Source organism: Actinomadura sp. ATCC 39365 (assembly GCF_054392275.1).
The window spans coordinates 1181938-1200848 of sequence record NZ_CP184335.1; the positions used below are offsets into that span (position 1 = coordinate 1181938).

The 18911-nt window shown below is 71.7% G+C and carries 13 protein-coding genes; 8 read left to right on the top strand and 5 right to left on the bottom strand.

All coding sequences use genetic code 11. The features are described 5' to 3' along the window. The first annotated feature begins 36 nt into the window (after positions 1-36). The 4 genes from ACNF49_RS06265 (at position 37) to ACNF49_RS06280 (ending at position 3029) form a co-directional block, all read left to right on the top strand. Positions 37-1086, top strand: a complete 1050-nt coding sequence (locus tag ACNF49_RS06265; RefSeq protein WP_357975166.1) for an NAD-dependent epimerase/dehydratase family protein — start codon at positions 37-39, stop codon at positions 1084-1086. Positions 1087-1183: 97 nt separating this feature from the next. Beyond that, a complete protein-coding gene (locus ACNF49_RS06270) occupies positions 1184-1648 on the top strand; it encodes an ATP-binding protein (RefSeq protein WP_482943061.1) in 465 nt (154 codons plus the stop codon). Between the two features lie 68 nt (positions 1649-1716). Beyond that, the gene (gene folP, locus ACNF49_RS06275) at positions 1717-2616 is read left to right on the top strand and encodes a dihydropteroate synthase (RefSeq protein ID WP_482943062.1); all 900 of its coding nucleotides are present in this window, start codon (positions 1717-1719) and stop codon (positions 2614-2616) included. Between the two features lie 14 nt (positions 2617-2630). Then, positions 2631-3029 carry a DnaJ family domain-containing protein gene (locus ACNF49_RS06280; RefSeq protein ID WP_482943063.1) on the top strand — a complete coding sequence of 133 codons (399 nt, stop codon included), beginning with the start codon at positions 2631-2633 and terminating at the stop codon, positions 3027-3029. A gap of 130 nt (positions 3030-3159) precedes the next feature. Here ACNF49_RS06280 and ACNF49_RS06285 read toward each other — a convergent pair whose 3' ends face one another. After that, complete coding sequence (locus ACNF49_RS06285) at positions 3160-5472, bottom strand: glycoside hydrolase family 6 protein (RefSeq protein WP_357975153.1); 2313 nt, start codon at positions 5470-5472, stop codon at positions 3160-3162. Positions 5473-5781: 309 nt separating this feature from the next. Here ACNF49_RS06285 and ACNF49_RS06290 point away from each other — a divergent pair, with 309 nt between their 5' ends. The 3 genes from ACNF49_RS06290 (at position 5782) to ACNF49_RS06300 (ending at position 13155) form a co-directional block, all read left to right on the top strand. Further along, complete coding sequence (locus tag ACNF49_RS06290) at positions 5782-8727, top strand: glycoside hydrolase family 48 protein (protein ID WP_482943064.1); 2946 nt, start codon at positions 5782-5784, stop codon at positions 8725-8727. Positions 8728-8738: 11 nt separating this feature from the next. Then, on the top strand, positions 8739-11498 hold the full coding sequence (locus ACNF49_RS06295; RefSeq protein WP_482943065.1) for a glycoside hydrolase family 9 protein: 2760 nt from the start codon (positions 8739-8741) through the stop codon (positions 11496-11498). Between the two features lie 67 nt (positions 11499-11565). Next, positions 11566-13155 carry a cellulase family glycosylhydrolase gene (locus ACNF49_RS06300; protein WP_482943066.1) on the top strand — a complete coding sequence of 530 codons (1590 nt, stop codon included), beginning with the start codon at positions 11566-11568 and terminating at the stop codon, positions 13153-13155. A gap of 232 nt (positions 13156-13387) precedes the next feature. Here ACNF49_RS06300 and ACNF49_RS06305 read toward each other — a convergent pair whose 3' ends face one another. Continuing rightward, a complete protein-coding gene (locus ACNF49_RS06305; protein WP_482943067.1) occupies positions 13388-13909 on the bottom strand; it encodes a hypothetical protein in 522 nt (173 codons plus the stop codon). After that, entirely contained in the window at positions 13906-14979 is a 1074-nt protein-coding gene (locus tag ACNF49_RS06310) for a lytic polysaccharide monooxygenase (protein WP_482943068.1), read from the bottom strand. The genes ACNF49_RS06305 and ACNF49_RS06310 overlap by 4 nt, the downstream gene beginning before the upstream one ends. A gap of 270 nt (positions 14980-15249) precedes the next feature. Here ACNF49_RS06310 and ACNF49_RS06315 point away from each other — a divergent pair, with 270 nt between their 5' ends. Then, the gene (locus ACNF49_RS06315) at positions 15250-16614 is read left to right on the top strand and encodes a glycoside hydrolase family 12 protein (protein ID WP_482943069.1); all 1365 of its coding nucleotides are present in this window, start codon (positions 15250-15252) and stop codon (positions 16612-16614) included. 38 nt (positions 16615-16652) lie between these two features. Here the strand turns inward: ACNF49_RS06315 and ACNF49_RS06320 are convergent, their stop codons facing one another. Next, positions 16653-17900, bottom strand: coding sequence for a serine/threonine-protein kinase (locus ACNF49_RS06320; RefSeq protein WP_482943070.1), 1248 nt, complete (start codon positions 17898-17900; stop codon positions 16653-16655). After that, positions 17887-18858 (bottom strand): LacI family DNA-binding transcriptional regulator, encoded by a 972-nt coding sequence (locus ACNF49_RS06325; RefSeq protein ID WP_357975132.1) that lies wholly within the window; start codon positions 18856-18858, stop codon positions 17887-17889. The genes ACNF49_RS06320 and ACNF49_RS06325 overlap by 14 nt, the downstream gene beginning before the upstream one ends. Between the last annotated feature and the right edge of the window lie 53 nt (positions 18859-18911).

Consider the following 18911-nt stretch of genomic DNA (forward strand, 5'->3'; position numbering starts at 1 on the left):
GGTTTCACCCTCCGGAGCGCGGGCAGCGGTGCGGGCATGAGAGTCGTGGTGGTCGGGGCTACCGGCAATGTCGGCACGAGCGTCGTACGCGCGCTCGCCGCGGATGACAGCGTGACGTCGATCGTGGGCGTGGCCCGCCGGCTGCCGGGGTGGCGCATCGACCGCACCGAGTGGCGCCAGGCCGACGTGGCCACCGGCGACCTGTCCCGCATCTTCGAGGGCGCCGACGCCGTCGTGCACCTCGCGTGGCTGTTCCAGCCCACCAGGGACCCGGCCGTGACCTGGCGGGCTAACGTGCTGGGCAGCATGCGGGTGTTCCGCGCGGTGGCCGAGGCCGGGGTGCCCGCGCTGGTCCACGCCTCCTCGGTCGGCGCGTACTCGCCGGGCCCCAAGGACCGGCCGGTGGACGAGAGCTGGCCCACGCACGGCTGGCCGGGCGCCGCGTACGGCCGGGAGAAGGCGTACGTCGAGCGGGTGCTCGACGTCTTCGAGCACGACCACCCGGCGATCCGCGTGGTGCGGATGCGGCCGGGGTTCATCTTCCAGCGGGCGGCGGCCACCGAGCAGCGCCGCCTGTTCGCCGGGCCGTTCCTGCCGCGCCGGCTGATCCGGCCCGGCCGCATCCCGTTCGTGCCCGACGTGCCCGGACTGCGGCTTCAGGTGCTGCACGCCGACGACGCGGCCGAGGCGTACCGGCTGGCGGTGACCAGGACGGTGTCAGGAGCCTTCAACCTGGCCGCCGAACCCGTGCTCGACCCCGCCGACCTGGCCAAACTCCTCGGCACGCGGACGATGCCGGTCACGCCCTGGCTGGCCAGGACGCTCATGTCGGCCGGCTGGCACCTGCGGCTGGTGCCCGCCTCGCCCGGACTGCTCGAACTGGCCCTGCGCATCCCCGTCATGAAGACCGACAAGGCCAGGGAGGTCCTGGGCTGGCGCCCACGGCACTCCTCCTGGGACGCCATGCGCGAGCTGCTGGACGGCCTGCACGACGGCGCCGGCATGGAGACCCCGCCGCTCGCCCCCGACGGCGGCCCGCTGGGCCGGGTCAAGGAGCTGGCCACGGGGGTCGGCGCCCACCCCTGATCCGGAGGTGTAATACCGCCCGGCCGGGGAAGGGGACGGTTCTCTACGCAAGGTCCAGAGGCGTGGCCTGCGTGTCGTGACGACACGAAGGAGCGCCATGGCCCTTCTCCTGACCCAGGTCTTCACCCTCCACGACCTCACCAAGCTGCGCCGTGCGGTCGCCGAGCAGGCGGAGAGCTGCGGGCTGCGCGACGGCCGGCTCGACGACTTCGTGCTCGCCGTGCACGAGAGCGTGGTCAACGCCGTGGAGCACGCGGGCGGGCGCGGGCATCTGACGTTGTGGACGGTCGACGGCGTCATCCGCTCGGAGACGACGGACCAGGGGACGGGCATCCCGCAGGCGTACCTCGACGGCGCCGTCCGGCCGTCCAGCCTCTCCTACACCGGCCGCGGCATCTACCTGATCCAGCGGTTGTGCGACGTCGTGGACTTCCGCACCGGCCCGGAGGGCACCACGGTCCGGCTCACCATGCGCCTGCCGCACCCGTCCGTCTCCCCGAGCTCCATGAAGCGGATCCGGGTCAGCGGCGGCGGCGGGTCGTCCGGGCACTTCCAGGTCTGAGCGCGGGCGCCCGACCGCCATGCCACGGCCCCCGGGTAGGCTCGGCAGGAGACGGAAGGGGCCACTACGTGAGCGGCGGAAACAATCCCCCCGAGATCATCTCCCCGGTCCGCCGCATCGGGCGGCGGGAGTTCGATTTCGAACGCCAGATCGCCATCATGGCCATCGTCAACAGGACCCCCAACTCCTTCCACGACCAGGGGCGCACGTACGAGCTCGACCGCGCGGTCGCGGCCTGCGTGCGGGCGGTCGAGGCGGGCGCCGACTGGGTGGACATCGGCGGGTTCGCCTTCAGCGCCGCCCAGGCCGCGATCGGCGTCGAGGAGGAGATCGAGCGGGTGGTCCCGGTGATCGCCGAGGTCAGGGCCGCCACCGACGCCGTCATCTCGGTCGACACGCACCGCCCCGAGGTGGCCAGGGCGGCCGTCGAGGCCGGCGCCGACGTCATCAACGACACCAACGGCCTGCGCGAGCCCGGCCTGGCCGAGGTCGCGGCCGAGACCGGCGCCAGCGTGGTCGTCACCCACAGCCTCGGCGGCCCCGGCCGGCGGGTCTTCCGCCCGAGCTACGACGACGTCGTCGCCGAGGTCGCCGGTTTCCTGCGCGAGCGGGTCTCCTTCGCGCTCAAGGCCGGCATCGCCCCCGACCGGATCATCATCGACCCGGGCCACGACCTGAACAAGAACACCTTCCACTCCCTGGAGCTGACCCGGCGGCTGGAGGAGATCACCGCGATCGGCTACCCGACCCTGGTCGCGCTGTCGAACAAGGACTTCATCGGCGAGACCATCGACCGCCCGCAGGGGGAGCGCAAGGAGGGGACGATCGCCGCGAACGTCGTCTCCATCCTCAAGGGCGCCCGGATCCTGCGGGTGCACGACGTGGCCGCGGCGGTCGCGTCCGTGCGCATGACCGAGGCCGTGCTCGGCTGGCGCGGGCCGGTCGCGCCGAGCCACAACCTGGCGTGAGAGGAGCCGCGTCCGTGACCGACCGCAAGCCGGTGGGCATGCCGTTCGAGAGCTGGATCGACCGTCAGATCCGCGAGGCGGCCGAGCGTGGGGAGTTCGACGACCTGCCGGGCGCGGGCAAGCCGCTGCCCGGCCTCGACCGGCGGCACGACGAGATGTGGTGGATCAAGCAGAAGCTGGAGAGCGAGGGGCTGTCCATGCCGCTGCCCCCGACGCTGGCGCTGCGCAAGGAGGCCGAGGAGGCGCTGCGGCAGGCCCGCGGGGCCCGGTCCGAGACCGAGGTGCGGCAGATCCTCGAAGAGGTCAACGACAAGATCCGCGAGGCGATCAGGAAGGGCCTGCCGGGGCCGCCGCTCAACCTGATGCCCTTCGACGTCGATCATGTCGTGTCGGAGTGGCGCGAGAGCCGCTGAGTCGCACACCGGCAGATACGGAAGGGGCCCGGGTTCCGGCCCGGGCCCCTTCGCCGGACGAGGGGCCCGGGTCAGGCGGGCCCCTCGGTCGGCGGCCGGGGGCCCCGGAGCCCCCGGCCGGCTCGGTGAGTCAGCTGACCGGCGGGTAGGCGTTCCTGACCAGCTCCTGGAACTGGGCGGAGAACCACTGGCCGGACAGCGGGGCGCCGCCGAGGGCGCCCGACATGTTGTTGCCGTTGAGGTTGTTGCCGGTGTAGGTCGGGTCGCACATCCGGTCGAACTTCTTGCCCTCGTCGTTCGGGATGTCGGTGCTGGCGCCGTCGGACTCGCCCGGCGGCTTGATCCAGACGTAGGCGTCGAAACCGGCCTCGGGGCTGGCCGTCGGCCGGGCGCCGAGGCCCGCACCGCTCTGGTTGCACCAGTTGCCGGCGTGGATGCGGCGGTCGACGCGTGACTGGTTGACGAAGGTGTTCACGTCCGTCGAGGTGCTCGCGCCGCCCGGACGGGCGGTGCCGCCCCAGCCGTTGCGCGAGGTGTCGACCAGCATGCCGAGCCCCGGCTTGAAGCCCTTGTTGACCAGCGCGGTGCGCAGAGCCGTGGCGAAGGTGGACTCGTCCACGTAGTAGTTCCAGTCGACCCACTTGGACTGGCGGACGGTCTGGCCGTTCACCATGGTGTTGATCGTGAAGTACGGCTCCTTGGTGGCGGAGTAGTTGGCGGTGTTGACGATGAAGCCGTCCACGCTGTCCACGCCGGCCGTGGTGCCCGCGGCCATGTTGTAGAAGAGGTTCACGGCGGGGGTGAAGTTCGAGTCCCAGCCGAGCCAGGCGTGGTGGGCGGCGTCCACGTAGGTGTAGACGTTGGTGATGGCGTGCAGCTTGTTGAGCGCGTACCGGACGCCGTCGACGTAGCCGCCGGGCCCGTTGGCCTCGGCGCACTTCGGGAAGTTGTTGATGTTGGTGATCAGGTTGGGCAGCGAGTCGGGCTCGATGATCGTGACGATGCGCAGGTTGGCGTACTTGGGGTCGCGCAGGATGTTCGCGATCACGTCGATGTACTCGGCCTTGTAGCGGTTGAAGCCGTTCTCGGCGATCAGCAGCTCGCCGTTGGAGGCCAGCGCCGAGCAGTCGCGGTTGGGCAGGTCGTAGATGACGAACTGCACGGTCAGCGGGGCCGAGCCGTTGAGCGCGTCCTGGGCGACGGCCTCGTCCAGGTGGGCCTGGAGGCCCATGGCGGAGGAGGAGCCGGCGATGGCCGCGATGCGGTCCATCCACACGGCGGTGGAGGTGTTGGCGACGGCGCTGCCGCCGGGCTCGGCCGCGGCCTTGGCCTTCCACTGCGGGTTCACGTAGCCGGTGGCGCCGGCGTACGGGTTCTCGACGTGGCCGGTGGGCGGCTGGCCGTCGTCGTCGGCCTCGGTGGCGGTGACCGTCTTGCCGGTCAGGCCGGTGGCGGCGACCGTGAAGGGACGGGTGCCGTTGGTCGTGTCGGCGTCCTGGGCGGCGGCCAGGGTCACCGTCTGGGCGGTGTTCCAGTTGGCCGTCGTGAAGGTGAGGCTGCCGCCGCCGGAGACGGTCAGGTCGGCGTCCCCGCTGCCCGCCGTCGAGGTGACGGTCACGTTCGCGGACGGCTGCGCGGCCAGCTTGACCGTGTACGCCGCCGTCCCGCCCTCGGGCACGGTCACCGACGTGGGCGTCACGAGCAGCGCCTGCTCCACGACCGCGTCGTCGTCCACCTCGGTGGCGTTGACGGTGGCCGAGGTGACGCCGGTGCCGCCGACGGAGAAGGCCGCCGTGCCCGCGGTGGTGTCGGCGTCCTGGGCGGCGGCCAGGGTGACCGTCTGGGCGGTGTTCCAGTTGGCGGGGGTGAAGGTGAGCGAGCCGCCCGCGCTGACGCTCAGGTCGCTGTCACCGCTGGTCCGCTGGGTGGTGACGGTGACGTTCGAGGAGGGGGCGGCGGACAGCTTGGCGGTGAAGGTGGCGGTGCCGCCCTCGTTGACCGCCACCGAGCTGGCGGAGGTGACCACCGAGGGGGTGGTGGGGGTGACGCCGCCGCAGGTCACGCCGTTCACCGTGAAGGAGGTGGGCGGGTTGTTGCTGCCCGTCCAGGTGCCGTTGAAGCCCATGGTGGTGGAGGCGCCGGTGGCCAGGCTGCCGTTGTAGGGCATGTTCGTCGCGGTGACGTGCGTGCCCGACTGCGTCCAGTTGGCGCTCCAGCCGGTCGGGGTGTACTTCTGGCCGGTGCCGGGGAAGTCGAAGCCCAGCGTCCACGAGGTGATCGGGTCGCCGGTGTTCTTCAACGTGATGTTCGCGGTGAAACCGCCCTGACCGGGACTGCTCGTCCACGAGTTGGCGGAGTAGGTCACGTCGCAGTTCACCGCGGCGCTGGCGGCCGTGGTCTGGCCGACGACGAGCCCGAGGGCCGCGACGCTCGCGGCGGTCATGGTCACGGCCCATCGGCGTGGGCCGCTGTGGAGTCTCACTAGCGATCATCTCCAGAACGTCAGTTGGCTGGGAGCGCTCCCATAGTGAGACGCCCTTCCGGCCCTGTAAATGAGGACGGCCGTGCGGCGGGCGTTCCCGGGCCGCATGCTCGCCGAATGCCCCGGAAGGTGGATGAAACTTTCATCATCGGCAGCCTGGTGAGAGGAAACGCGGGGGGCGGTGGGCGGGCGATCCGTTGACATACGCCGCCGGTCACCCACAATCCCTCTTGGGAGCGCTCCCACACCTCCTACTCCCATGGAGATCCCTTGAAACACAGACCTCCTTCCCGCCTTGCCCGCCTGTCGAGGCGGCTCGCCGGAGCCGCGACGCTCGTCCTCGCGGCGGGCACGACCACGACCCTCGCGGCGCCGCCCGCGCACGCGGCCGTCGCCTGCGACGTCACGTACGCCGCCAACCAGTGGACGAGCGGCCCCGGCCAGGGCGGGTTCACCGCCAACCTGACCCTGAAGAACACCGGCGACCCGATCACCTCGTGGACGCTCGGCTTCGACTTCCCGACCGCGGGCCAGAAGTACACGCCCACCGGCTGGAGCGCCAACTGGACGCAGTCGGGCACGCACGTCACCGCGACCAACATGCCGTGGAACGGCAGCCTGGCCACCGGCGCCTCGACGACGCTCGGCTTCAACGGCACCTGGACGGGCAGCAACCCGAGCCCGACCGCGTTCACCGTGAACGGCGTGACCTGCGGCGGCGCCAACACCCCGCCCACCGTCGCGCTGACCTCGCCCACCGCCGGCCAGACGTACACCGCTCCGGCCACCGTGGCCATCGCCGCGAACGCCGCCGACGCCGACGGCACGGTCTCCAAGGTCGACTTCTACCAGGGCTCCACGCTGCTCGGCACCGACACCTCGGCGCCGTACGGCTACACCTGGCAGAACGTGGCCGCGGGCAGCTACTCGATCACCGCGAAGGCCACCGACAACGCGGGCGCGAGCACGACCTCGGCCCCCGTCGGGATCACCGTCTCGCAGAACACCGGGCCCGCCCTCGTGGTGAGCCCGACCACGATCTCGGTGCCGGAGAAGGGCACCGCGGGCTTCGGCGTGAAGCTCTCGCAGGCGCCCGCCGCGAACGTGACCGTCACCACCGCCCGCACCAGCGGCGACGCCGACCTGACCGTCGGCTCGGGCGGCTCGCTGGCCTTCACGCCGGCCAACTGGAACACCGTCCAGAACGTCACCCTGGCGGCGGCGGACGACGCCGACACCACCGGCGGCACCGCCGAGTTCACGGTGAGCGCGACCGGCTACACCCCGGTCAAGGTCACCGCGAGCGAGGCGGACGACGACCTCGGCGGCGACAACGAGTACGTCAAGCGCTTCGTCGAGATGTACAACGAGCTGCACGACCCGGCCAACGGGTACTTCTCGCCCGAGGGCGTGCCGTACCACTCGGTGGAGACGTTCATGGTCGAGGCGCCCGACCACGGGCACGAGACCACGTCCGAGGCCTACAGCTACTACCTGTGGCTGGAGGCGACCTACGGGCAGGTGACCGGCGACTGGGCGAAGTTCAACAACGCGTGGGCCTCGATGGAGAAGTACATCATCCCCTCGACCGCCGACCAGCCGACGAACTCCTTCTACAACCCATCGAAGCCGGCCACGTACGCCGCCGAGTACAACGACATCAAGCAGTACCCGACGCAGATCGACTCCGGCGTCTCCGTGGGCTCCGACCCGCTGGCCAACGAGCTGAAGAGCGCGTACGGCACCGGCGACGTCTACGGCATGCACTGGCTGCTCGACGTCGACAACACCTACGGCTTCGGCCGCTGCGGCGACGGCACCACCAGGCCCGCCTACATCAACACCTACCAGCGCGGGCCGGAGGAGTCGGTCTTCGAGACGATCCCGCAGCCGTCCTGCGACACCTTCAAGCACGGCGGCCCGAACGGCTACCTGGACCTGTTCATCAAGGACAGTTCGTACGCCAAGCAGTGGAAGTACACCAACGCCCCCGACGCCGACGCCAGGGCCGTGCAGGCCGCGTACTGGGCGCAGACGTGGGCCAAGCAGCAGGGCAAGGAGTCGCAGATCTCGGCGTCGGTCGCCAAGGCCGCGAAGATGGGCGACTACCTGCGCTACGCGATGTACGACAAGTACTTCAAGAAGCCCGGCTGCACCAGCACCTCGTGCGCCCCCGGCACCGGCAAGGACGCCTCCAACTACCTGCTGTCCTGGTACTACGCCTGGGGCGGCGCGACCGACTCCAGCGCGGGCTGGGCCTGGCGCATCGGCTCCAGCCACAACCACTCCGGCTACCAGAACCCGCTCGCGGCCTGGGCGCTGGCCAACGTGGCCGAGCTGAAGCCCAAGAGCGGCACCGGCGCGGCCGACTGGAGCACCAGCCTGACCCGGCAGCTGCAGTTCTACACGTGGCTGCAGTCGGCCGAGGGCGCCATCGCGGGCGGCGCGACCAACAGCTGGGAGGGCCACTACGCCACCCCGCCGGCCGGCCTGCCGAAGTTCCACGGCATGACCTACGACTGGCAGCCCGTCTACCACGACCCGCCGTCCAACCAGTGGTTCGGGTTCCAGGCGTGGACCATGGAGCGGGTGGCCGAGCTCTACTACGCCTCGGGCAACGCCGACGCCAAGGCGCTGCTGGACAAGTGGGTCACCTGGGCGATGGCCAACACCACGATCAACGCGGACGGCACGTACCAGATGCCGTCGACGCTGAAGTGGACCGGCCAGCCCGTCGGTGACTTCAGCGCCACGAGCGGCATGCCGCCGGCCAACCCCGGCCTGCACGTGACGGTCGCCGACTACACCAACGACGTCGGCGTGGCCGGCTCGTACGCCAAGACCCTGATGTACTACGCGGCCAAGGCGAACAACGCCGCGGCCAGGACCATGGCCAAGGCGCTGCTGGACGGCGTGTGGAAGAACCGCGACGCCAAGGGCGTGTCGGTGTCGGAGACCAAGACCGACTACAAGCGGCTGAACGACCCGGTCTACGTGCCCTCGGGCTGGACCGGCAAGATGCCGAACGGCGACACGATCAACTCCAGCTCGACGTTCATGTCGATCAGGTCGTTCTACAAGAACGACCCCGACTGGCCCGAGGTGAACGCCTACCTCCAGGGCACCGGCCCCGCGCCGACGTTCAACTACCACCGCTTCTGGGCGCAGGTGGACGTGGCCGTGGCCCTGGCCGAGTACGGGCGGCTCTTCCCGTGAGAACGGCGGCGATGATCGCCGCGGCGTCGCTGGTCCTGCCCCTGCTCGCAGGGGCGGGGCCGGTGGCCCACGCGGCCGCGCCCGCCTTCGCCTACGGTGAGGCGCTGCAGAAGTCGCTGTGGTTCTACGAGGCCCAGCAGTCGGGCGACCTGCCCGCCTGGAACCGCGTCTCCTGGCGCGGCGACTCGGGCCTGAACGACGGCAAGGACGCCGGGCTGGACCTGACCGGAGGCTGGTACGACGCGGGCGACCACGTCAAGTTCGGCTTCCCGATGGCCTTCTCGGCCACGATGCTGGCCTGGGGCGGCGTGGAGTACCGCGACGCCTACGCGGGCTCCGGCCAGCTCACCCACCTGCTGAACAACCTGAGGTTCGTCAACGACTACTTCGTCAAGGCCCATCCGTCGGCCGACGTGCTGTACGGGCAGGTCGGCAACGGCGGCGCCGACCACGCCTGGTGGGGCCCGGCCGAGGCCATGCAGATGAACCGGCCCGCCTACAGGATCGACGCGTCCTGCGGCGGCTCGGACCTGGCGGGGGAGACGGCGGCGGCGATGGCGGCCTCGTCGATCGTCTTCCGTCCGACCGATCCGGCGTATGCCGACAAGCTGGTGACGCACGCCAGGCAGCTCTACTCCTTCGCCGACACGGTGAGGAAGAAGTACAGCGACTGCATCAGCGACGCCCAGGGCTACTACAACTCCTGGAGCGGCTACAACGACGAGCTGGTCTGGGGGGCGATCTGGCTCTACCGGGCCACGAACGACGCCGCCTACCTGGCCAAGGCCGAGGCCGGTTACGACAACCTGGGCAACGAGCCGCAGACCACGACGAAGTCGTACAAGTGGACGATCGCCTGGGACGACAAGTCGTACGGCGCGTACGTGCTGCTGCACAAGCTCACCGGCAAGCAGAGGTACCTGGACGACGCCGACCGCTGGCTCGACTGGTGGACGGTCGGCGTCAACGGCTCCAAGGTCAGGTACTCGCCGGGCGGCCAGGCCGTGCTGGACCGGTGGGGGTCGCTGCGGTACGCGGCCAACACCTCGTTCGTCGCGCTCGTGCACAGCGACTCGATCACCGACCCGGAGCGCAAGGCCCGCTACCACGACTTCGCGGTCCGGCAGATCGACTACGCGCTCGGCGACAACCCGCGCAACTCCTCGTACCTGATCGGGTTCGGGGCCAACCCGCCGAAGAACCCGCACCACCGTACGGCGCACGGCTCGTGGACCGACCAGATCACCAACCCGGTCGCCAGCCGCCACACCCTCTACGGCGCGCTGGTCGGCGGCCCGCCCGACCCCGACGACGTCTACGCCGACAAGCGCGACGACTACGTCATGAACGAGGTCGCGACCGACTACAACGCCGGCTTCACCAGCGCCCTGGCCCGGCTCTACAAGGAGTACGGGGGAGCGCCCGCGGCGAACTTCCCGCCCGCCGAGACCCCGGACGGCCCGGAGATCTTCGTCGAGGCCGGCGTGAACGCCTCCGGCACGAACTTCACCGAGATCAAGGCCATCGTGCGCAACCAGTCGGCCTGGCCCGCCAGGGTCCTGTCGGACGGCTCGTTCCGCTACTACTTCACCCTCGACGGCTCGACGACCGCCTCGCAGATCAGCGTGTCGTCGGCCTACACGCAGTGCAAGGCCCCCACGCTCGGCTCGGCCGGCGGGAGCGTGCTCTACGTGGACATCGACTGCTCAGGACAGGCCATCGCCCCGGCCGGGCAGTCGCAGCACCGCAGGGAGGTGCAGTTCAGGATCACCAGCGCGGGCACCTGGAACCCGGCCGATGACTGGTCGTACCAGGGCATCCCGGCCACGCCGGGCGCGACGCCGGTGCGGACGAAGAACATCACCCTCCACAGCGGCGCCACCAAGATCTGGGGTGAGCCCCCGGGTCCGGAGGAGCAGGACACGACAGCGCCCGGCAAGCCGGGCAGGCCCGCGGTCTCCGGGATCACGGGCACGGCGGCGAAGCTGAGCTGGACGGCCTCCACGGACAACGTGGGAGTGACCGGTTACGACGTCTACCTGGGGTCCGCCAAGGCAGGCACGGCCACCGGCACCTCCTTCGACCTGAGCGGGCTCACCCCTGCCACGGCCTACGCCGCCCACGTGGTGGCCAGGGACGCGGCGGGCAACACCTCGGCGGCCTCGGACGAGACGACGTTCACCACCACCGGCACCGCGGACAGGACACCGCCCACCAAGCCCGGCAAACCCTCCGTCTCCGGCATCACCGGCTCGGGCGCGAAGGTGAGCTGGGCGGCCTCGACGGACGACGTCGGGGTGACCGGTTACGACGTCTACCTCGGGTCCGCCAAGGCGGGCAGCGCCACCGGCACGTCGTACGACCTGAGCGGGCTCAGCCCCGCGACGGCGTACACCGTCTCGGTGGTGGCCAGGGACGCGGCGGGCAACAGCTCGGCGGCCTCCGACGGCACGGCGTTCACCACCGCGAACACGCCGACCGGCGGCTGCGCGGCCACGTTCAAGGTCACCAACTCCTGGGGCGGCGCCTACCAGGCCGAGGTGACCGTCAAGAACGCCGGCTCCGCGGCCATCACGGGCTGGACGGCTGCCTGGACGTCCGCGAACCAGATCACCCAGCTCTGGGGCGGCAGGCTCACCCAGACCGGCTCGTACGTGTCGGTCAGGAACGAGGCGTGGAACGGCGGGCTCGCCGCCGGCGCCACGACCACGTTCGGCTTCATCGCCAACGGCACCCCGTCCACCCCCGACCTCACCTGCACTCCCGCCTGAGCCGAGCCCCCGCCCCCGCCGCGACGACGGCGGGGGCGGGGTTCCCCGGCCCAGTGAAAGGCAGCCCATGCGATCACTGTTCACCGCGCCGGCCCTCGCCGCCGCGCTGGTGGCCGCCTCGTTGATCCTGCCGGGCACCGCGGCGCAGGCCGCCACCGGCATCCACGTGAGCGGCACGAAGATCCTGGAGGGCAACGGCCAGGAGTTCGTGATGCGCGGCACCAGCCACGCCCACACCTGGTACCCGGCCCAGACCAAGGCGTTCGCCGACATCAAGTCGCTGAAGGCCAACACCGTGCGCGTCGTGCTCAGCGGCGGCCGGTGGAGCGCCAACTCCGCCTCCGACGTGGCCGGCGTGGTCTCCCTGTGCAAGCAGAACAAGCTCATCTGCGTGCTGGAGGACCACGACACCACCGGGTACGGCGAGCAGAGCGGCGCGTACACGCTCGACCAGGCCGCCGACTACTGGATCAGCGTCAAGAGCGCCCTGGCCGGACAGGAGGACTACGTCGTCGTCAACATCGGCAACGAGCCGATCGGCAACAACGCCACCACGCCCGGCTGGGCCGAGGCCACCAAGGCCGCGATCGCCAAGCTGCGTGCCAACGGCATCCACCACGCGCTGATGGTGGACGCCCCCGCCTGGGGCCAGGACTGGCAGAACGTCATGCGGGACAACGCCGCCTCCGTCTTCGCCGCCGACCCCGACAAGAACACGATCTTCTCGGTGCACATGTACGGCGTCTACGACACCGCCGCCGAGATCACGTCGTACCTGGACGCGTTCCGGACGGCCGGGCTGCCGCTGGTCATCGGCGAGTTCGGGTTCAACCACTCCGACGGCGACCCCGACGAGGACACGATCATGGCCCAGGCCGTGGGCCGCGGCCTCGGCTACCTCGGCTGGTCGTGGAGCGGCAACGGCGGCGGCGTCGAGTACCTCGACCAGGTCACCGGCTTCGACGTCACCCGGCTCACCTCGTGGGGGCAGCGGCTGTTCAACGGCGCCAACGGCATCGCCGCGACGGCCAGGCCGGCCTCCGTCTACGGCGGCACCACCGACCCGACCCCGCCGAGCGCTCCCGGCACCCCGGCGGCCTCGAACGTCACCTCGTCCGGCGCCACCCTGACCTGGCCGGCCGCCACCGACGACGTGGGCGTGACCGGGTACGACGTCTACACCTCGGCCGGCGTCCCGCTCGGGACGACGGCCACCACCTCGATCACCCTGACCGGCCTGTCGCCCTCGACCGCCTACCAGGTGCACGTCAAGGCCAGGGACGCCGCGGGCAACCAGTCGGCCGCCTCGCCCACGGCCTCCTTCACCACCCTGGCCGGCGGCGGCGACGGCGGCTGCACGGCCGTGGGGACCGTCCAGAGCCAGTGGGGCAACGGGTACGTCCTGCAGCCCGTCACGGTGACCAACACCGGCACGGCCGCCAGGAACGGCTGGACGGTGACGTTCACGCTGCCCGCGGGCCACACCGTGACCGGTTTCTGGAACGCCGCGGTGACGGTCGGCGGGCGGACCGTGACCGCGCGGAACCTGAGCTACAACGGCACGCTCGCGCCCGGCGCCGCCACCGCTTTCGGGGTCCAGGCCGGCCGTCCGAACGGCGACACGTCCGTTCCGTCCGGCTACACCTGCGCCGGCTAGAGAAGGAGGAGGTGAGGCCGATCAACTGATCCTGCCCGCGACACCATCCCGCCCGGATGGGACGGACGCGGCCGGCGAACCCCCAGCCGGCCGCGTCCGTTTGCGCCGTCCACCGGCCGTCCCGGCGCGGCCTCCGTCGGCCGTCCCGGCGCGGCCCCATCGGCTGTCCCCGCGCGCGGTCCCCGTCGGCTGTCCCCGGTCCGTCGTGGTCGCTGCCCGCCCATCCCGGTCGTCAGCGTGGGTCCTGGGCGTGGGAGAAACGATCGCGGGCCGCGTCGATGGCCGCCTCGTCCGAGAAGTCGGCGAACGCCTCGTCGTGGTAGCGGGCGGGGATCAGCGCCCGGACCCGCTCCGGATATCCGGGCCCGGCGGCAGGCACCTTCACCTGCGGCGGCACGCCCAGCCGGACGGCGATGGGCCCCGAGGCCCGGACGGACATCGCCCAGTCGCGGCTCTCGCCGACGATCGCGCACAGGTGCCGGGCGTAGACCCAGCGCACCTCGGCCAGGCCGGCGGCGTCGGGTGGGTCCGTGCCGAACGGCTCCACCGCGCACACCACCCGCGACCCGAACCCGTGCCCGTGGTCGTGGTGCTCCTCGGGCGTGGCCCGTTCGAGGATCAACGTCACCTGGGCGGCGAGCTCCTGGTCGAGCCGCGCCGACTCCTGGTGGGCGGCGAACAGCGTCGCCCCGGCCAGCGCCAGGCCGGCCAGGGCGACGCCTGCCGCGATCTTCCCGCGACGTGTTCCGGTCACGGGCTCGTGCAGGTCAGCGCGGGTGCGGGGCTCGGGATCGAGCCGGTGGCGTTGAAGCCGAACGTGGTGGACGCGTTCGGCGCGAGCTGACCGTTGTAGGAGGCGTTCCTGACGGAGACGTTCGGCGGCTGGGCGGACAGCACGCCGTTCCAGGGTGCGCCGTCGAAGCCCTGGCCGCCGGAGTACGTCCACTTGACCGTCCAGCCGTTCAGCGACGCCGTGCCGGTGTTCTTCACCGTCACCTCGCCCTGGAAGTGACCGGCCCAGCCGGTGTCGGTGGCCTTCCAGGTGGCGGTGCAGCCACCGGGGGGCGGGGTCACCGTCGACGTGACCGTCGGGGTGGACGTGGGCGTGCCCGAAGGCGTGCCGCCGCCGGGGCCGACGCCGGTGACCTGGCCGTTGCCGCCGTCGAAGACGACGTCGGAGCAGCTGTAGAAGTTCTCGTTGCTGTCGGAACGGATCCAGTGGGTGTAGATGATGTGCCGCCCGGTCTTGCCGGAGGGGAGCTGGGCGTTCCAGTAGTAGTAGTTGAGCCCGCCGGGGCCGCCGCTGGCGGGCGGGTTGGTGACGCTGCCGAACGACTCCAGGTCCGACCACTTGAGCGGACCGTCGGGGTTCCAGCCGTTCTTGGTGACGTAGTAGACGAACGTGCCGGGGTGCTGGGCCCAGTTGCTGTGCCGCATCTGGATGCTCGCGCCCGCTGTCAGGTGGGTCTGCGGCCAGTCGGAGCGTACGGCGTTGTAGGCGGTGAAGTCGTAGGGGCCGCCGGTGCCGCCGCTGCAGAGCTGGCCGTCGGGGATGAAGCCGCTGGTACGCCCGGCGCCGTCGGAGCGCAGCACGGCGAACCAGTTGTACAGCGGGGTCGCGCCGCTCTGGGCGACGGCCGCCGCGCAGGCCGGGTTGTAGGACTGGATCTGGCCGTTCTCGCGCAGGCCGTCCTGCCAGCACAGGAACGTTCTGGCGCCGGGGAACATGGACACGCCGTGGGCCTGCGCCTGCGGCGGCGCGATCAGGACGGTGGCCAGCAGGACCAGGGCGGCGGTGAGCGCCGCCGTTCGAAAGTGTTTCATGGGGATTCCTTCGCGCAGGGGAACACAGGAATCTGCCCACGATCAGCCCGCCCGGCCAGCGCATTGAACCATGGGGGGCGCCGTCCCGACAACGCGGTGTGAAACTTTCAGCCGATCTTGGTCACGGTTGCCCTGGTGGCCCGGCACCGGGCCGGCGGGCGCGGGACCGGCCGCTTGCCGTACGAGGGGCGACGCCGGGAGGCTGGATGATGGGAGCGCTCCCAGCACCTCCCTCGACCAGAGAAGCGGGAGCAACATGCCATGAGGCGCGTGCAGATCATCATCCTGGCCGTCGCGGCGTTACTCGGCGCCGGCCTGTTCGCGGCACCGGCGCAGGCCGCCCCGGTGCTGTGCGAGAAGTGGGGCTCTACCACCGTCCAGAACGGCCGCTACATCGTCATGAACAACGTCTGGGGCGCCGACACCGCGCAGTGCGTCGACGTCAACAGCAACGGCGGCTTCACCGTCACCCGGTCCGACCACGACAAGGCCACGAACGGCGCCCCCGCCGCCTACCCGGCCGTCTACGCCGGCTGCCACTACGCCGCCTGCACCACCGGCAGCGGCCTGCCCGCGCAGGCGAGCTCGCCGGGCTTCGGCGCGCTGAGGTCCACGGTCGCCATGACCTACCCCGCCGCCGGAACCTGGGACGCCGCCTACGACATCTGGTTCGACCCCACCCCGCGCACCGACGGCCAGAACACCGGCGCGGAGGTGATGATCTGGCTCAACAAGCGCGGCCCGATCCAGCCGGTCGGCTCCCAGGTCGGCACGGCGACCCTGGCCGGCGGCACCTGGCAGGTCTGGTACGGCAACATCGGCTGGAACGTCGTCTCCTACGTGCGCACCTCGGCGACCTCCTCGCTCGACTTCGCCGTCGACACCTTCTACTCCGACGCCGTCGGCCGCGGTTACGCCCAGCGGTCGTGGTACCTGACCAGCGTCCAGGCCGGGTTCGAGCCCTGGGTGGGCGGCGCGGGGCTGGCCGTGGACTCCTTCTCCTTCGGCTCGGGCGGCGGCACGACCGACCGGACGCCGCCGACCACGCCGGGCACCCCGGCCGCCGCCGGCACGACCGCCACCGCCACCACGCTCACCTGGGGCGCCTCCACCGACACCGGCGGCAGCGGCCTGGCCGGCTACGACATCCTGCGCGCCACCGGCGACACCTTCACCCCGGTCGGCACCAGCGCCACGACCTCCTACACCGACACCGGCCTGACCCCCGCCACGACCTACCGCTACCGCGTCAGGGCCCGCGACGGCGCCGGCAACCTCTCACCCGAGTCCGCGGCCGTCACGGTCACCACCCAGAGCGGCGGCGGAGGCGGCGGCTGCGCCGTGACCGCGACCACCCAGAACGCCTGGAGCAACGGCTACGTCATCCAGCCGGTCACCGTCACCAACCGCGGCACCGCCACCCTCAACGGCTGGACCGTCACCTTCACGCTCCCGCAGGGCCACACGATCACCGGCTCGTGGGGCGCGAACGTCTCCGTCACCGGCGGCACCGTGACCGTGCGGAACCTTCCCTACAACGGCACCCTGGCCCCGAACGCGAGCACGACGTTCGGCTTCCAGGCCGGCCGGCCCGACGGCGACACGCGGGTGCCCTCGGGGTACGCCTGCGCCTGACCCGGCGGTCGTGAGGGGTGCGGATACCGCCGTACCCCTCAGCCGGGTTTCATGGCCCGGTCGATCACCTTGAGCCTGGCCTCCAGCTCCGCCCGGCAGGCGGGGGCCGGGCGGCCCTCCCTGGCCCGGTCGGCGACCTTGCGCCGCACCGCGGCCGTGCCGGTGACCGCGGGGCCGCGGACCAGCGAGTCGAGCACCTGCTTGAGGTCGAGCACCACGTCCGCGTCGGTCGCGTCGCACGGTTCGCCATCTTCGAGCGAGTCGTGGAAGCCGTCCACGGCCTGCTCGACGGTGACCGACGTGGCCCGGGAGGCCGGCGGCGCGGAAGACGGCGCCGGGGACCGCGCCGAGGAGGGTGTGACCTGCGGCGACAGCACCGGCTCCGGCTCGGACCGCTGGAACCACAGCAGCACGGTGAGCGCCAGCAGCGCCGACCCCGCCACCGTGAGCCCGCGTCGCACCTGCCGGGCGACCCCGGCCGTGCCGAGCGCCGAGGTCAGCGCGGCGACGATCTCCTCGGCCGTGGGCCGCTCCTCGGGCAGGTGCGCCAGGCAGCTCTGGCAGAGCGAGGCGACGCCGTGCGGGACGCCGGTCACCCGGGGCGGGGGATCGGTCCGGCGCGCCGCCTCGATCTCCTCCCAGGTCGTCTCCGGGTACGGGGTGCGCCCGGTGAGCATGGCGAACAGCAGCACGCCCAGGGCGTACACGTCCACGGCCGGGTGGGTGGGGACGCCGAGGAGGCGTTCGGGGGCGACGTAGGGAGGGGTGCCGCGGTCGTCGTCGGGGTCGCCGGCCCAGGCCGCGATGCCGAAGTCGAGCAGCTTGGGGCCGTCGGCGGTGAGCAGCACGTTCTCGGCGGTGACGTCCCGGTGGACCAGGCCGCGGGCGTGCCCGGCCATCAGCACGCGGGCCAGCCGCAGGGCGATGGCCGCCGCCTCGGTCCACGGCAGCGGCCCCTCGGCGATGCGCTCGGCCAGCGGGGTGCCGTCGAGCAGGGGCATCACCACGTACGCGGCCACGCCGCCCTTCGCGGTGACGGTCTCGCCGTAGTCGTAGATCTCGATCGAGTCCCGGTGGATGAACCGGGCCGCGGCGCGGGCCTCGCTGCGCACCCGGACGCGTTCGCCGTGGTCGGTGTGGAGCGAGGCGGTCAGCACCTTGACCGCGACCAGCCGTTGCAACGACTGGTCGAAGGCACGCCAGATGACCGACATGCCGCCGTGGGCCAGCGGGTCCAGCAGCAGGTACCGCCGGGCCAGCACGTCCCCCGGTTCAAGCTGACTCACGGATGACCAGTTCCGTGGGGAGGACGGGGTCGATCCCCGTCGCCCCGGTCAGGAGCAGGCGGGTGGCGACCGTGGCGAGCTCCTCGACGGGCTGGCGGATGGTGGTCAGCGCCGGGACGGTGTGCCGGGCCACGGGGGCGTCGTCGAAGCCGATCACGGCGACGTCCGCGGGCACCTTGCGCCCGGCTCGGCGCAGGGCCTGGATCGCGCCGGCCGCCATCAGGTCGGAGGCGACGAAGACGGCGTCGAGGCCGGGCGCGTGGCGTAACAGCCACTGCATGGCGTGCGTGCCCGAGGCCGCGGTGAAGTCGCCGTAGGCCACGGGCACGTCGGGGGCGCCGGCCGACTGCAGGGTGCGGACGAGCCCTTCGAGCCGGTCCCGGGCGGCGGGCAGGGAGGGCGGGCCGCCGATGGCCGCCACGTTCCTGCGGCCCTGTAACAGCAGGTGCTCGGCCGCCTGCCGGCCGCCGTCGAGGTTGTCCACGTCGGCGTAGGGCAGCTTGAGGTCGTGGGGCGGCCGGCCGATGTTGCGGACCGGGATGCCGGCGGTGGACAGCTTGATGGCCAGCGGATGGCGCTCGCGCGCGCCGACGATGAGGACGGCGCCCGAGAGCGAGGGGAGCGTGGAGGAGGTGGGCGTCACGGTCGTCACCATGAGGTGGGTGCCGTGCTCGGCGATCACCGCTCCGGCGGCGGACAGGAGCCTGGCGTAGTAGGGCTCGGAGAACAGGCGGGGGAGATGGTCGCAGATCACCGCCGTGACGCCGTCGGTCAGCGTCTTGGCGGCGCTGCCCCTGGGCGCGCGTTGTCGGACGTAGCCCATGCGGGAGACGGCGTCGTAGACTTGCCGGCGGGTCGAGGTACTGACCCGCACCGAGCCCGTGAGGACTCGAGATGCGGTCGCGGGGGAAACCCCTGCAGCGGCCGCCACCTGTGCCAGTGTGGGCTGCTCGGTCATGGAGCACCTCGCGGAAAGATCCTGGGAGCGCTCCCACGTTACCAATGTTTCGC

Bases quoted from the DNA above. Each gene is read 5' to 3' on its own strand.
- ACNF49_RS06300 (WP_482943066.1), top strand. From the start codon at position 11,566: ATGCGATCACTGTTCACCGCGCCGGCCCTCGCCGCCGCGCTGGTGGCC.
- ACNF49_RS06310 (WP_482943068.1), bottom strand. From the start codon at position 14,979: ATGAAACACTTTCGAACGGCGGCGCTCACCGCCGCCCTGGTCCTGCTG.
- ACNF49_RS06295 (WP_482943065.1), top strand. From the start codon at position 8,739: ATGATCGCCGCGGCGTCGCTGGTCCTGCCCCTGCTCGCAGGGGCGGGG.
- ACNF49_RS06285 (WP_357975153.1), bottom strand. From the start codon at position 5,472: ATGACCGCCGCGAGCGTCGCGGCCCTCGGGCTCGTCGTCGGCCAGACC.
- ACNF49_RS06265 (WP_357975166.1), top strand. From the start codon at position 37: ATGAGAGTCGTGGTGGTCGGGGCTACCGGCAATGTCGGCACGAGCGTC.
- ACNF49_RS06325 (WP_357975132.1), bottom strand. From the start codon at position 18,858: ATGACCGAGCAGCCCACACTGGCACAGGTGGCGGCCGCTGCAGGGGTT.
- ACNF49_RS06270 (WP_482943061.1), top strand. From the start codon at position 1,184: ATGGCCCTTCTCCTGACCCAGGTCTTCACCCTCCACGACCTCACCAAG.